Here is a 15,028-nt window from a genome sequence, read left to right on the forward strand (position 1 = left end):
AATTAGTATCCATATATGACATTTTATCATTAATTATGAAGATATTATTTATCCCTGAGTTCTTTATATACAGCCCCAACTAGGATAAAGTCCCGGTTTACCACCTTTACAAATACAAAGTTCCCTGTGATACCTGACGAGAATACCGGGAAACCTGCCGTAAACACAATGATACTTTCGCTGGCCAGCCTGCTGCAGACCTGAAAGAGATGATGTAGAACATCAAATGAAACGAAGCACTAAATAGCTCCTGAAGCCCATCTTGCATTGCATAACATTGTTCTTTCCAGGAAGCGGGAACGGGTGAGAGATTCAGGGCTGAACCCAGGTCTGGATTCCAAGCAGAACCCAGGTCAGGATTCCGGGCAGAATCCCGCTAAAAGCCGCCCGGGGTGTCCCGATGATGAAAACAGGAAACAGGGAGGAGGTCTTAGGTCTGACCGAATTCCGCTTATGGGCTTATCGAAGTTTGATAATTGACAGCATCAAATGAGTCGATCATTTAATGCTGTCATGCCCCAAAAACCCTACAGGGGTTTCACCGGCACACAAATATCCACGGTAAAGGTGGGTGGATTCTCATGGCTGTGTTCCTCGGGGTAGTATTCATAGGGGTAGCCGTCGGAGGGCTGGTAGCCGCTGTCGGCCATCCAGAGGCAGACGGCATCCCAGGCTTCTCCGAACTGGTGGGGTTTGACCTTGAAACTCCCGACCACGCACTTTCCCCCGGGCAGGTGCATCTTTCCGAATTCGCCTTCCGGCCTGGCATCCTCATCCACCGTGATGCAGGCACTTTGCCTCAGTTTTTCAATGTCCACTACCTTGGGATCGTCGTGATAGACGGTTAGGGTCTTGGTTTCGGGGAAGCGGAGCAATCCCCTGGGGCCGGCCCATTTGAATAGTTTTTCGTAGGCTCCGCCTATCTGATCGAAGGGGCCCGTGTGCCTGCAATAGATCAGGTCCATGGCCGGCATTTCTTTGACTGCAATGTTTGTTTCCATGTTAAAGTCGCGATTTAAATTTAAAAATTCATCGCTAAAATAGGAGGAGGAACGTAGTTCGTATTGATCATCCTTGCGATCCGCTTGACCATTCTTGCTTTCCTGTTTTTTCCAGTAGGTTCTGAATTCGCCGGTACTTTTCCCGTAATGTGATTTGAAGGCCCTGCAGAAGACAGCAGTGGAGTTAAATCCGCACAGTGCGCTTACCTCGGATACGGAACGCTGGTCATCAGAGATCAGCATGCTTCCGGCCCGCTGCAGACGGATCCGTTTTACATAGTTATTGATGGTTTCACCAGTAAGTACCCGGAAGATACGATGGAAATGAAAGGGGGAGAAGTGGGCCACCTGGGATAACTTTTCCAGGTTATGCTCCTCATCCAGGTGGGCATCGATGTAATCGACCACCCGGTTGATGCGCAGATAATATTCTTGCCTGGACTGTTTCTGGATATTCATGGACATACGAAGCTCTGGGTTTTATCTACCGATGATAATATAATTCTACAAGCATGATTTGATCATTCTTGCGCAACTTACAAATCAAAATTAGCAAAACTTTTTCCTGGAAAATGGAAAATACAATCCATCCCTGAAACTGGCCTATGACATTGCCCGGGTATTCGGGATGAAGATAGAAGAGGTGTTTATGTTCTGAAGTATTTTAAAGGTTTGCTTCTTTTAATTTCTCTGAAATGAACACCTTGATGAGGCTTTGGCGTGAAACTCCAAGCCTGCGGACCACCTGATCCAGCTGCTGCAACATCCATACAGGGAAATCCACACTCACCCTTCGCTGTTCAAAGCCGGTCGAACAGCCTTCTCCAGGTCATAGTGAGCAGATACAGCTTCACCGGCATCAAATAGCGCATCAAACTCCGTTGCCGTGATATTTACTTTTATATTGTCTCTTGCTTTTCTACCCCTGGTAGTCAAATTCAATCCCCAGCTCATCGGCAATCTCCTTCATCTCCTTCTGTACGGGAACAATCACATGGATCCCTTCTTTGCTGATGCGCTCTTCGTTCTCCCGTTCGGGATCGCCCGGGATCAGCACCCGTTCGTGACCCTTGGCCGGCTTGGCGACCCGGAAAGTCTCGATCCACTTATCCATCTGTTTTTTAAAGGCCCCGGGTGTCTGGAAGGCATCGATGCGCATGGCCCCGAAAAAGTGACCGGTACCTTCGCCCACCTTCTCCTCCTTCACCGGCAGGTAGGCCACCGAGGGGGGACAGAAAGGTCCGAAACTGGCCCCTGACAGTACCGCCGAGAAGATATCCACAATGGCACTCAGGCAATAGCCCTTATGGCCTCCCTGTTCGCGTGTTCCGCCCAGAGTCAGCATGGATCCGCCCTCTTTCAGAATATCGGGATTGGTGGATGGAACGCCCTCTTTGTCCTGCACATAACCCAGGGGGACATTTTCACCCATTTTAGCTGCTACCGCCAGTTTGCCGCGGGCGATGGGGGTGGTGGAGAAATCGGCTACAAAAGGCGGATGTACGCCTGCGGGCACGGCCACGGCAATGGGGTTGGTCCCCAGCATCTGAGACACCGACCAGGTGGGGGCCACCAGGGGATTGGCAATGGTCATGCAGATCCCGATCATATCGTGTTTCAGGGCCATCATGGAGTAATAACCCGCGATTCCAAAGTGGTTGGAGCCCCGGGTGGATACCCATCCTGTACCGGCTGTCCTGGCTTTTTCAATGGCAATTTCCATGGATCTGGTGGCTGCGATCATGCCTATGGCCCCGTCGCCATCGACCACGGCGGTGCTGGGCGATTCGTGTACGATTTTAACATCGGGCCTTACATTGATACGCCTGGCCTGCCAGAGCTGAAAATAGTCCTTGATGCGGATCATGCCGTGACTGGAGTAGCCTCTCAGTTCGGCAGCGATAAACACATCGGTGGCCATTTTGGCATCTTCCGGGCTGCAGCCCATTTTTTCAAATACGTTCCGGGTAAATTGTTCGAGATATTCGGCGGTATACATGGATGGTGGTTTTGGTTTTCGATGGTATGCTTGATAAGGATTATTTCGGATTATTACGCTTGATTTTTCTGGACCTGGCCTGGGCAGCAGGCATAATGATCAGGTCGTCGATATTCACATGAGGCGGACGGTTCACAACAAAAAGGACGGCCTCGGCAATATCTTCGGCGTAAAGCGGAGTAAATCCCTCATAGACTTTGTCGGCCTGCTCCCGGTCCCCTTTGAAGCGGACCAGGCTGAACTCGGTCTCCGCGGCACCTGGATTGATGGCGCTCACTTTAATTCCGAAGTTCACCAGGTCGATCCGCATGGCCTGTGTTAATCCGTCCACGGCAAATTTGGAAGCATTGTACACATTGCCCATCTCATAAGCCTCTTTCCCCGCTATGGAGCCTATATTTACGATATGCCCCTTCCCTCGCTGCACCATGCCCGGGCTTAAAAGCCGGGTCATGTAGAGCAAGCCTTTGATATTGGTGTCGATCATCTGTTCCCAGTCGTCCACGCTTCCCTCGTGGATCAGGCTCAGGCCGGCTGCAAGCCCCGCATTATTAACCAGCACATCCACCTTCTCCCATTTTCCGGTGAGTTTTTCACAGGCCTCCTGAACCGCTTTCAGATCCCTGATATCAAAGCTCAGAGAGAGAACGTCGGCTTCCGTCTTCGACCGGATAGCTTCTTCGGCAATCTCCAGTTTATCGGCACGGCGTCCGGTAATCACCACATCATAATTGTTTCTGGCAAGGATTTCAGCTGTGGCTCTTCCAAATCCGGCAGATGCCCCGCTTACGACAGCAATTGGTCTCATTGAACTCGCTTTCCAACAAAAGTAAAAATTATCTTCATGATCTATTCACTATATTTGTGCATTAATCGATACAAGAATGGATCTGAACAGTCCCCAACTGAAAGAACGAGCTCTTTCTTATCTGACACAGGATGAATTGTATTCCATTGAATCCATGCTGGGCAGGGAGCCTACCCCCTTTGAACTGAATATGTTCGCCACCATGTGGTCGGAACACATCTCCTACAAGAGTTCCGTCAAGTGGCTGGAGGAAATGCCTGTAAAGGGGGAGGACGTGTATGTCCCTGCCGGCGAAGAAAATGCCGGAGTCATTCATATCAACGATGAGCTGGCCTGTGTGGTGAAGATAGAATCGCACAACCATCCCATTGCGGTGGATCCCAGGCAGGGAGCTGTAGGTGTCGGAAATATAAACCGCGATCTGATCACTATGGGGGCCGAGCCTGTGGGACAGCTGAATATCCTGCGTTTCGGGAATCCCAAGGAGAAGAATATCCGGGATATGGTCAATGCCGTGGTGAGCGCTTTGGGCAGCTATTCCAATAATTTCGGGGTGCCCGTGGTGGGAGGAGAGATTCTGTTTGACGAAAGCTACAGATTCAATCCTTTGATAAACCTCATGGGTGTGGGCATCGTCCGGAAGGACAAGCTGATCAGGGCTGCGTTCAAAGAAGCGGGTCAGTATGTGGTATTGCTTGGGAAGAAGACTTCGGGACACGGGGTGCATGGCGCAGGATTTGCTTCCAAGGCGCTTAAGAATAAGGGACAGATGGTTCCATCCTCCCAGGTGGCCGATCCGGCCAGTGGAAAGATCCTGATGGATTGTATTCTTGAGCTCAATGAAGATGGACTGATCGACGGAATGCAGGATGTCGGGGCCGGGGGAGTGCTTTGTGCGGCTGCAGAAATGGCCTTCCGCGGGGGAAAAGGCGTTGAGATCAGGATTCATGAAATGCCGCTGGTCAGAGAGGATATTGATGCCCTGGAGGTTCTGTTGTCACAGACTCAGGAGCAGATGTTACTTGCAGCCGATCCGGGGAATTATGAAAAGATTGCCGACAGGGCCCGGAGGTGGGGGCTGGAGTGCTCGCAAATAGGAACGGTGGATGACCAGGTCACCATCCGGATCAAGGACGGTTCCACGCTGTGCGGCGATTTGCCGGTGAACCTGCTGGTCAGGGGCGGAGGCGCCCCGGTCTATATCAGGGATATGAAGGAGCGGGGCAAAACACCCCGGGTCATTTCCGCCGATGATGTCCCGGTTCCGGGTAATATGAAGGATATTGCCAGGCAAATGGTTTCTCTTCCAAATGTGGCCTCCCGAAGATGGATCTACGAACAGTTCGATACCATGGCCGGACTTTCCAATATGAGCAGTGAATATGCCTCCGATGCCGGTATTGTGAAGATCAATAATTCTGAGCTGGCGCTGGCCATGAGTGTGGATGGTAATTCCAGGTACGGAAGGCTCGAACCAAGAAAGGGGGCTATGATCGCTGTGGCAGAGGCCTCACGCAATATCATTTGTTCCGGTGGCCGGCCGTTGGCCCTGGCCGATTGTCTCAATTACGGAGACCCATCGGATCCCTATGTATACCGTGATTTTGCCGAGAGTGTTAAGGGGATCGGGGAAGTATGCAGGCGCATGGCCATCCCAGTGATTGCCGGGAATGTGAGCTTTCATAACCTGACCCACAACGGGGAGGACCTGGCATCGGTGATTCCCACACCCGTGATTGGGATGGTGGGGATCCTGGATCGGCATGAAGCTGTGATGACCGTGAATTTCAGGAACAAGGGGGACATGATCTTCCTGGTGGGACGATCCGATAATGATATCTCCTCTTCGGAATATCTGTCCGTTTTCCACAACGTTCATGAATCGGCTGCCCCGGGCTTTGATCTGGAGTATGAAATGAAACTACAGGATGTGGTGGCAAGCCTGATTAGTCAGAAGCTGGTGAACTCGGCGCATGATGTCTCCCTCGGGGGCCTGTTTGTGGCACTCGTGGAGTGCGCCCTGCCGGGCGGACTGGGATTTGACGTGACCTCGCCTGCCGAGATCCGTGGCGATGCCTTCCTCTTTGGTGAATCCCAGAGCCGCGTGGTGGTCAGTGTCTCCGCTGATCAGGAAACATCCTTTCTTGATTTTATGATGGAAGCCGGGATCCATTTCTCTGCCCTGGGCCATGTCACCAAGGAGGAACTCAGGGTGGATGATGTTTCCTATGGATTTATCTCCGATTATGCCCGGGATTTTGAAAATGCGCTGGAGCTTCTGTTTAACGATTAAAGATTCTGCCGAAAAAACTATACTAAAGGCTATCTTTGTCCGTTTAATTCAATAATGAGAAAATCCATTCTGCTCATAGCTCTGCTTCTGCTCTCACTGAGTATAAACGGACAGGATGAACGCCCCAGGAATCTGCCAGCATTTGATCTCAAGAGGATTCATTTCGGATTCACGGTAGGGGTGAACACCATGGATATCGGAATCGCCAGGAACTATATGGCTGAAGATTTTCTGTATGCGGATCTGAGCCAGCTTCTTCCCGGATTCCAGGTGAGTATTGTATCGGATCTTCGAATGAATAAAAACTGGAACCTTCGCTTTCTCCCGGGTATCAGTTTCGGATCAAGGGAGATCGTTTTTTACGAATATAGCAATGGAATGGTCGGGGAGGAGGCCGAGATCCCCAGAGTGGCCAATCCGGTGCCCCTGGGGCCCGCTTTTCTCGATTTCCCCCTGCATCTCAAATACCGTTCAGACCGGGATGCAAATTACAGGCCCTACCTGCTGGGAGGACTGAATTTCAGGTACGATATGTCGGCCAAGAAGCCCGGAGTTTATGATGCTGATTCAGAAGAGTATATGAAATTCAGGAGGGGCGATCTCTACCTGGAGTTCGGGTTTGGGGTGGATACCTATCTGCGCTACTTTAAATTCGCCCCGGAGATCAAATTGGCTGTTGGCCTGATGAATATGATCGATCCTGAGGGACGAACAGGGCATCCCGAGTTTGCCGGATCCATCGAAAGCGTCCGTTCCTACATCCTTATGCTGAATTTTCATTTCGAGTAAGAGTCGTCAGCCTCTTCTTAACTCTGAACAGACCACCGCAACAGACGATGCCACATTCAGTGACTCCGGTCCTGAACCCGCGGAAGCATAGGATGGAATGGAAATCCGGTGCTGTATGTATGGACTCAGGGCCCCGGACAATCCGCGGGATTCGTTTCCAAAAAGGATCAGCGGATCGGGTTCCAGTCTGGTCCGGTAGATATTTTCTCCTTCCAGATAAGTCCCATAGACTCTTTTGCTCCGCAGCTTTGGATTAGCCAGAAGGGGCTCCAGTTCCAGGTAGTGCACCTGCACCCGGGTCACAGCCCCCATGGTAGATTGAATGACCTTTGGATTATACAGGTCTGTGGAATCAGGAGTACAAATAATATGATCTATACCAAACCAGTCGGCTGTCCGTATTATAGTCCCCAGGTTTCCCGGATCGCGAATCGACTCCAGGGCCAGTACGGGCCCGTTAAGCAGTACTTCGGCACTGAAACGGCTTTCAGGAATGGATACCAGGGCAATTACTGCCTGCGGAGTCACCAGGTTGCTTACTTTTTTGATCTCTTCAAAGCTGGCAATGGAAAACGGGTTTTTCAGAGATGGAAGCAGACCGGCTTTGTTTTCGATCCATTCCGGCGTAGCCATTATTTCCTGGATCCGGAAGCGGTTTCCGGAACCGGCTGTTGCCAGTTCCAGAATCATTTTTTCACCCTCTATCAGAAAAAGACGGTGCTGGTCCCTGTACTTCTTTTGCCGCAGGGAACGAATCAGTTTTGCTTTTGAGGAGGAGATCATTTGTTTACTCGTTCATGCAAAGATGAAAAAAATATTTGGGTGCAGTAAAATTTGTATTTTAGCCACTTTAACAAACCACATTGCGGAGAACGATCCCATATATCACCCTTGTTATCCTTTCTATACTTCTCTTTTCCTGCAGAGCGACAAAGTATGTGCCTGAGGATAAGTATCTGCTGCATAGTTATAAGATCCAGTCAGAAGAAGGTGATTTTGACAAGAAGGAACTCGACGACTTTATCAAGCAAAAGCCCAATAAGCGGATCATATTCTGGAGGTTCTACCTGTCCCTCTATAATCTCTCCTCTCCCGGCAATGACAATGGATTTAATAACTGGTTAAGGCGGATCGGTGAACCTCCGGTTGTATATGATAAAGATCTGAAGTCGAAATCTTCGGAGCAGCTGAACCTGTATATGAGGAACAAGGGATTTTACGGAGCTGAAATTACCGATACCACCCTGTTTAAGAAAAGAGGGGCCAGGGTGATCTACCAGGTAACACCCAGTGAGCCATACAGGATCAGGAATATCAACTATTTCTTCGAAGATGCGAACCTTTCCCGGATGGTCCTTGCCGACACTACCAGCAATAAGTTCAGGGCCGGGGAACTGTTTGATGTGGAAGCGCTGCAGGAAGAGCGGGTGAGGATCGAGACCATTTTGCGCGATAGCGGGTATTACGGATTTACCCGCGATTATATTTATTATGAAGTAGATAGCGCCCTGAACACCTGCCAGGTGGATATCACCCTGGGGATCAGGAATTTTTCCCGTATTGACGAGCGGGGGCGGACGGTGCTTACGGACCATCCGGTTTACACCATCCGCAGGGTGCATATGATGACCGATTTTAATGCCATGACCTATAACCGGGATGGGGACACCCTACAGAAGGATACCCTGGTTTACGACAGTATCTATTTGGTTTATTCCGGGAAACCAAATATCCGTCCCGCCATGGTAACCCAGAAAAACTACATTATCCCCGGTACCCTGTATGATGCCTCTGATGTAAACCGGACTTACCGGAACCTTTCTTCGCTGAGCGCATTCAGAATGGTTGATATTCGTTTCAGTGAAGTGGATTCAGATAAGCCTCAGCTCGATTGTGATGTGCTGGTTGCTCCGGCCACCAGACAGTCATATTCGGCAAAACTGGAGGGTACAAACTCAGCAGGTAATATTGGCGCAGCAGCCAATTTAAGCTATACCCACCGGAACCTTTTTGGAGCTTCGGAGCAATTTGACCTTAGTTTTATGGGCGCCATTGAGAATCTCCGGCCAGTCGGAGATGAGGTGGATACCTCTTATACAGGACTGAATATCATGCAGGAATTTGGTGTGGAGGCCCGGTTGAGGATTCCAAAATTTCTTCTGCCAGTGAAAACCGACCAGTTTATCCGGAAGTACAATCCCCAGACGAATATTCGCCTCTCTTACAATTATCAGAAACGTCCCGATTACATCAGGACGCTGGCCAATGCTTCTTTTGGATACAACTGGAGGGGAAATGAAAAGTTGATACACAGGGTCTATCCAATTGAAGCCAGTCTTATTTTAACACCCTATAAATCTGATTGGTTCCAAAATTGGCTGGAGGGGAAATACCTCTTTTACAGCTATGAGCCCCATCTGATTATCGATAGCCGGTACTCCATGGTCTGGTCCAATCAGAAGTTGTTGAAGAATCAGAGTTTCCAGGATATCCGACTGAATCTGGAGACGGCCGGGAACCTTTTATACGCAGGTTTCAGAAGCCTGGCCGACGATCCCGTAAATCAAAATTACCAGGTACTTGGAGTGGATTTCGCCCAGTACCTGAAGGCGGATATTGACTTCAGAAGCTATATGTTTCTTTATGAAGATATTAGTTTGATACTGAGGGGATTTATGGGGGTAGGGTACGCATATGGAAATTCCAGTGCCATGCCCTTTGAAAAGCAATACTTCTCCGGAGGCGCTAACAGCATCCGGGCATGGCAGGTGAAGAACCTGGGCCCGGGTTCCTACAACGATCAGGAGAAGTCGGCCTACCCCAACCAGACCGGTGATGTGAAGCTGGAGGCCAATATGGAGTACCGCTTCAAGTTGTTCTGGAAGCTGGAGGCTGCGTTATTTATGGATGTGGGTAATATCTGGTCGCTCTCTGCGGAAGATGACCGCGTGGGAGCCGGGTTTGAATTCAACCGCTTCTATAAGGAACTTGCCGTGGGGACCGGTGTGGGTACACGGGCGGTATTCAGTTTCCTGGTATTCAGATTCGACCTGGGGATTCCGCTGCGCAGCCCCTACGCCATGGAGGGTTCCAACTGGTTGCCCGGAAATTCGGGAATTGCCGGAAGAGATCTCACCTTTAATATTGCCATTGGTTATCCATTCTGATTCGGTTGATATTACCAATATTTGTTCTAAATTTGTCGCTCAATTTTAAACCCAATCTTTATAATTAATCCGATCATGTCCAACAAGATTTTTGATGTAGTAAAGCCCGGAGTCGTAACGGGAGATGACGTTCAGAAGGTATTTGAAATTGCCAAAAAGAACGAATATGCCATTCCTGCCGTCAATGTGGTGGGAACCAACTCTGTAAATGCGGTGATTGAAGCAGCCCGTGAAGTGAATTCTCCTGTAATCGTGCAGTTCTCCAATGGAGGTGCTGTTTTCTTTGCAGGCAAGGGGCTTTCCAATGAAGATCAGAAAGCTGCCATTATTGGTGCAGTGAGCGGTGCCAAGCACGTTCATGCTATGGCCGAAGCTTACGGAGTTCCGGTCATTCTTCACACCGACCATGCTGCGAAGAAGCTTCTTCCCTGGATTGACGGCCTTCTGGATGCCGGTGAAAGGCATTTTGAAAAGTACGGAAAACCCCTGTTCAGCTCTCATATGCTGGACCTCTCTGAGGAGCCGCTGGAAGAGAATATTGCCACCTGCGTTCAGTATTTGAAGCGCATGAGCAAGATCGGAATGACCCTGGAGATTGAGCTGGGCTGCACCGGCGGTGAAGAGGATGGTGTGGATAATACCGGAATGGACAACTCGCTGCTCTACACGCAGCCGGAGGATGTAGCCTACGCTTATGAAGAGCTTTCCAAGGTGAGCGCCAGTTTCACCATTGCGGCTTCTTTTGGAAATGTGCATGGGGTATATAAGCCGGGAAATGTCCAGCTGACTCCCAGGATTTTGGATAATTCGCAGAAATTTGTTGAGCAGAAGTACGGACTGGACAAAAAGCCACTGGACTTTGTATTTCATGGTGGATCCGGCTCCTCCAAGGAGGAAATCCGCGAGGCTATTAGCTACGGGGTGATCAAAATGAACATCGATACCGATACCCAGTGGGCTGCCTGGGATGGCATTCGCAGGTTTGAAGCTGCAAAACACGATTATCTGCAGGGACAGATCGGCAACCCCGAAGGGGAGGATAAACCCAACAAGAAATACTACGATCCGAGGGTTTGGCTCCGCGAAGGTGAAAAGTCCATGATCGAGCGCCTGAAGGTAGCCTTTGATGACCTGAACTGCATCGACAGACTTTAACAGCGTACAGGATGTTGCCGGGCGGAGGAGTCAGAGACAGTTTTGGCAGTAAGTTCGGGGTCATTGCGGCAGCAGCCGGATCGGCCATCGGACTTGGGAATATCTGGAGGTTTCCTTATGTGGTGGGACAGAACGGGGGCGGAGCATTCCTGCTCATTTACCTCTTCTTTATTGCCGCTATCGGGATCCCGGTGATGATGTCGGAATTTGTGATCGGACGCAATGCCCAGCTCAACCCTGTAGGCGCATTTAAAAAAATAACTCCCGGCAAAAAATGGCATCTCATTGGTTTGCTGGGAGTTGTTACTGCTTTTATTATTCTTGCCTTTTATACGGTGGTGGCTGGCTGGACCCTGGAATACCTGGTGCAATCGGTAAAATGGATGCTTCTGTCGGATAAGATCGGCTTCGGTGAAATGAACAATGAAGCGGTCCGGAGTTTTTTCCGAGAGCACTATGAATCTTTTGTAAGCGGGATCTGGAGACCGGTTATCTGGTTTGTGGTGATGTTATTTTTTACCGGGTACATTGTGATTTCAGGGGTAAAGAACGGAATCGAAAAGTATGCCAAGATTCTGATGCCCATACTGCTGGTACTCCTGCTGGTGCTGGTAGTCCGCTCTGTGACACTGGATGGAGCCAGGGAGGGTCTGGTGTTCCTGTTCAAACCCGATTTCTCAACCATCAGGCATGCTCCTCTGAAGATCATCATTGAGGCACTCGGGCAAGCCTTCTTTTCTCTCTCCATCGGGATGGGAACCCTGATTACCTACGGATCCTATATTCAAAAAAGGGAGAATCTGGCCAGCACTGCCGTAAGCGTGGCTTTTGCCGACACTTTTATTGCGGTGGTTGCAGGGCTTGCGATTTTCCCGGCGGTATTTGCCTTCGGGATCAATCCTGGTGAAGGTCCGGAGCTGGTTTACATTACTCTCCCGGTGATTTTCCAGAGTATGTCGGGCGGACTTATCTGGGCTTTTATGTTCTTCCTGCTGCTCTGTTTTGCGGCCATTACATCCACCATATCCGTCCTGGAAGTAATCGTGGCCTATTTTTCCGAGCAGTTGAATATGACCCGGAAGAGAGCTGCCGTACTGGCTATGATCTCTGTAGGTTTTCTGGGCATCCTGTGTTCGGTATCTCCAAAGGTATTCGGAGTATTTAACGGGTCGCCCGATCTGCTGCTTCCCCTGGGAGGATTTTTTATTGTGGTATTTATCGGATGGTTCCTGGCAAAGGGTACTGTCAAAGGAGAGCTTTCCAGTGACGGGAAATACAGGACCGGATACTATGGACTGTTTTTGTTCCTGGTTAGGTTTGTGGCTCCTCTGGCCATTGCGCTCCTGTTTGCACTGGGAGTGTACAGTAAGCTGATCACTATTTTCCCTTCTTTAGGATGATTTGTGGCCCCTGGCCACATCAAGCCTTAAATGTCTGATCGTATAAAGAGAGAGTTCTACCTGCTACCCCGTGGGGAGCAGCGGGCTTTGATTTTGCTTTCCATGTTGCTGATCGTCTCTCTGCTTTTCAGGATCACTGTTGGGCTTCTTCCCCAACAGAGACCTGAAGGTCTGGAGGAGTTTGAAAGGGAGGCCAAAAGGATGATAGCTGCCTTTGCCCGGGCCGATAGCCTGCAAAAGGACAGGAATGACCGGGCCAGGCGGTACCCTCAGACTATTAATCAGACTAAAGTGGAAGCATATCAACCTGTAGATATCAACCGGGCCGATTCTGTACAGCTGCTCCCTCTTCCCGGCATCGGACCTGTTTTCGCAGGGCGAATCATTAAATACCGTGAGCTCTTAGGTGGGTTTATTTCATTTGATCAGCTTGGGGAGGTATACGGGATTTCCGTTGAGACCGTCCAGAGAATCAGGAATCAAGTGTATATCGATAGCACGGTCATCCGCAAGATTCATCTCGACAGTGCCAGCTTCAGGGAGCTTCTGAGGCATCCTTACCTGGAGTATGAGGATGTGAAGTCTCTGGTGGAATACCGCGATTTCAAAGGAGATATCCGTTCCGCAAACGAACTCAGAATAAATCGGATTTTGCTCGATTCCACCCTGCAAAGGATGGAAGAATATTTTGATTACAGGTAAATATTTGTTTGCCTGGTTATCTTCATATGATACATTTGAAGTGCTATGTGCTTACCGGGGATTCTTCATGCTTTGATGCCAATTCTGTTTTACTATTGCCTCGCAGTTCTTTTTTACATATATTTATCAGGAGAACGAATACTTTGTCAAAATTTCTGGATTATTATATAGTTTATACTGTTGTCATTTTCAATCGCTGAAAAATTTAGCGGGTTTTGTTGAATATTAGGATATGAATATCTAACTTTGCGGCTCGAAATTTAAAACAGATTGAAATGATCGTAATTCCCATTAAAGAGGGTGAGAATATTGAAAGGGCTTTAAAAAAATTTAAACGAAAGTTTGAAAAGACGGGTGTGGTAAAGGAACTGAGGAGCCGTCAGGCATTCACAAAACCTTCCGTTACCAAGCGTCAGCAGAAGCTTAAAGCTATTTATATTCAGCAATTACAGCAGCAGGAAGATTAATTCCAGGGGTTTTGGCTGGCTTTTAAATGCTGTCCATGACCAGGATTGACGATTTTTTAAGATACCTGCAGGCCGAGAAGAGGTATGCCGAGCATACCATCAAAGCTTATAAAAACGACTTGTACCAATTCCATGCTTTCTGTCAGGATTCTGACCAAGAAGGTGTGGATTTGCATTTCAGGACCATTCGTTCCTGGGTCGTCCGTTTAATGGACTCCGGATACAGTTCACGCACGGTCCACCGGAAACTAACCACACTTAGTACCTTCTGTAAATACCTGATTAAGGAGGGCCGGCTCGACTCCAATCCTATGGACCGTGTGTTGAAGCCCAGGCTGAGCAAGCGGGTTCCCGTCTTTGTGGAGGATGGAAAGATGGATTTTCTTCTGGATGAATATGATTTTGGAGAGGATTTTAAGGGAATCAGGAACCGCCTGGTCCTGGATCTGCTTTATCAGACCGGTATGCGCCGAAGTGAACTAATTGGACTCAAAATTGGTTCTATAAACAGGGAGGGTCAGAGTGTGAAGGTGTCAGGGAAAAGAGGAAAGGAGAGGATCATTCCGATGAACAGGGAACTGGTGGCAGCGATTGACCGGTATGTGATCATCCGCCATGAAGTAGTGGGGCAAAAAGCAACAGACTGTTTGATCGTCACGGAGAAGGGGGGCGCTGCTTACGATAAAATGATCTACAGGATTGTGAACAGTTATCTTTCGATGGTTACCACACTGGATAAAAAGAGCCCGCATGTACTGAGGCACACCTTTGCCACTCATATGTTGAACAGAGGAGCCGACCTGAATGCCATCAAGGAGCTGCTGGGGCACGCTAACCTGAGTGCAACCCAGGTCTATACTCATAATACATACAAGAAGCTTAAGTCTATTTATAACCAGGCCCACCCAAGGGCCTAAAAGAAGGAGGTACCTATGGATATTAAGATGCATTCAATTCGATTCGACGCAGATGAGAAACTGTTGAGTTTCATTGACACCAAGGTAAAGAAGTTGCCTACTGTTTATGATGACATCATGGGGGCAGAGGTATTCCTCAGGCTCGATAAGGATACGTCCGAAAGGGAGAATAAATTGGTTGAGATCAAACTGGATGTTAAGGGTCAGTCGGTATTTGCAAAGAAACAGTGCAAAACTTTTGAAGAGGCCACCGACCTCTCCATCGAAGCTTTAAGAAAGCAGCTTGTAAAACGAAAGGGGAAAATCAGGAAGAAATAGGACATATAAACC

Annotated in this window: 13 protein-coding genes; 9 read left to right on the top strand and 4 right to left on the bottom strand. The window is 49.1% G+C overall.

All coding sequences use genetic code 11. The features are described from left to right. Positions 1–527: 527 nt before the first annotated feature. From P1P86_02200 to P1P86_02210, 3 genes are all read right to left on the bottom strand, one after another. A complete protein-coding gene (locus P1P86_02200; protein MDF1573991.1) occupies positions 528–1,466 on the bottom strand; it encodes an AraC family transcriptional regulator in 939 nt (312 codons plus the stop codon). A gap of 454 nt (positions 1,467–1,920) precedes the next feature. Beyond that, positions 1,921–3,000 carry an Ldh family oxidoreductase gene (locus P1P86_02205; GenBank protein MDF1573992.1) on the bottom strand — a complete coding sequence of 360 codons (1,080 nt, stop codon included), beginning with the start codon at positions 2,998–3,000 and terminating at the stop codon, positions 1,921–1,923. Between the two features lie 40 nt (positions 3,001–3,040). Further along, on the bottom strand, positions 3,041–3,808 hold the full coding sequence (locus tag P1P86_02210) for an SDR family NAD(P)-dependent oxidoreductase (protein MDF1573993.1): 768 nt from the start codon (positions 3,806–3,808) through the stop codon (positions 3,041–3,043). A gap of 76 nt (positions 3,809–3,884) precedes the next feature. Here P1P86_02210 and purL point away from each other — a divergent pair, with 76 nt between their 5' ends. Beyond that, on the top strand, positions 3,885–6,101 hold the full coding sequence (purL, locus tag P1P86_02215; protein ID MDF1573994.1) for a phosphoribosylformylglycinamidine synthase subunit PurL: 2,217 nt from the start codon (positions 3,885–3,887) through the stop codon (positions 6,099–6,101). Positions 6,102–6,155: 54 nt separating this feature from the next. Next, positions 6,156–6,890, top strand: a complete 735-nt coding sequence (locus tag P1P86_02220; protein ID MDF1573995.1) for a porin family protein — start codon at positions 6,156–6,158, stop codon at positions 6,888–6,890. Between the two features lie 6 nt (positions 6,891–6,896). Here P1P86_02220 and P1P86_02225 read toward each other — a convergent pair whose 3' ends face one another. Then, on the bottom strand, positions 6,897–7,673 hold the full coding sequence (locus tag P1P86_02225; protein ID MDF1573996.1) for an RNA methyltransferase: 777 nt from the start codon (positions 7,671–7,673) through the stop codon (positions 6,897–6,899). Between the two features lie 155 nt (positions 7,674–7,828). Here P1P86_02225 and P1P86_02230 point away from each other — a divergent pair, with 155 nt between their 5' ends. The 7 genes from P1P86_02230 to P1P86_02260 all read left to right on the top strand — a co-directional run bounded on the left by P1P86_02230 (position 7,829) and on the right by P1P86_02260 (position 15,016). Then, positions 7,829–10,057: a BamA/TamA family outer membrane protein gene (locus P1P86_02230; GenBank protein MDF1573997.1), complete on the top strand. Its 2,229-nt coding sequence runs from the start codon at positions 7,829–7,831 to the stop codon at positions 10,055–10,057. Between the two features lie 75 nt (positions 10,058–10,132). Beyond that, positions 10,133–11,212, top strand: coding sequence for a class II fructose-bisphosphate aldolase (gene fbaA, locus P1P86_02235; protein ID MDF1573998.1), 1,080 nt, complete (start codon positions 10,133–10,135; stop codon positions 11,210–11,212). Between the two features lie 11 nt (positions 11,213–11,223). Further along, positions 11,224–12,612, top strand: a complete 1,389-nt coding sequence (locus P1P86_02240) for a sodium-dependent transporter (protein ID MDF1573999.1) — start codon at positions 11,224–11,226, stop codon at positions 12,610–12,612. Between the two features lie 30 nt (positions 12,613–12,642). Beyond that, positions 12,643–13,314: a helix-hairpin-helix domain-containing protein gene (locus P1P86_02245; protein ID MDF1574000.1), complete on the top strand. Its 672-nt coding sequence runs from the start codon at positions 12,643–12,645 to the stop codon at positions 13,312–13,314. A 275-nt stretch (positions 13,315–13,589) separates the two neighbouring features. Then, the gene (gene rpsU, locus P1P86_02250) at positions 13,590–13,781 is read left to right on the top strand and encodes a 30S ribosomal protein S21 (protein MDF1574001.1); all 192 of its coding nucleotides are present in this window, start codon (positions 13,590–13,592) and stop codon (positions 13,779–13,781) included. Between the two features lie 35 nt (positions 13,782–13,816). Then, on the top strand, positions 13,817–14,698 hold the full coding sequence (locus tag P1P86_02255) for a tyrosine-type recombinase/integrase (GenBank protein MDF1574002.1): 882 nt from the start codon (positions 13,817–13,819) through the stop codon (positions 14,696–14,698). A gap of 27 nt (positions 14,699–14,725) precedes the next feature. After that, entirely contained in the window at positions 14,726–15,016 is a 291-nt protein-coding gene (locus P1P86_02260) for an HPF/RaiA family ribosome-associated protein (protein ID MDF1574003.1), read from the top strand. Positions 15,017–15,028: the final 12 nt, after the last annotated feature.

Source organism: Bacteroidales bacterium (assembly GCA_029210725.1).
Taxonomy (GTDB): domain Bacteria; phylum Bacteroidota; class Bacteroidia; order Bacteroidales.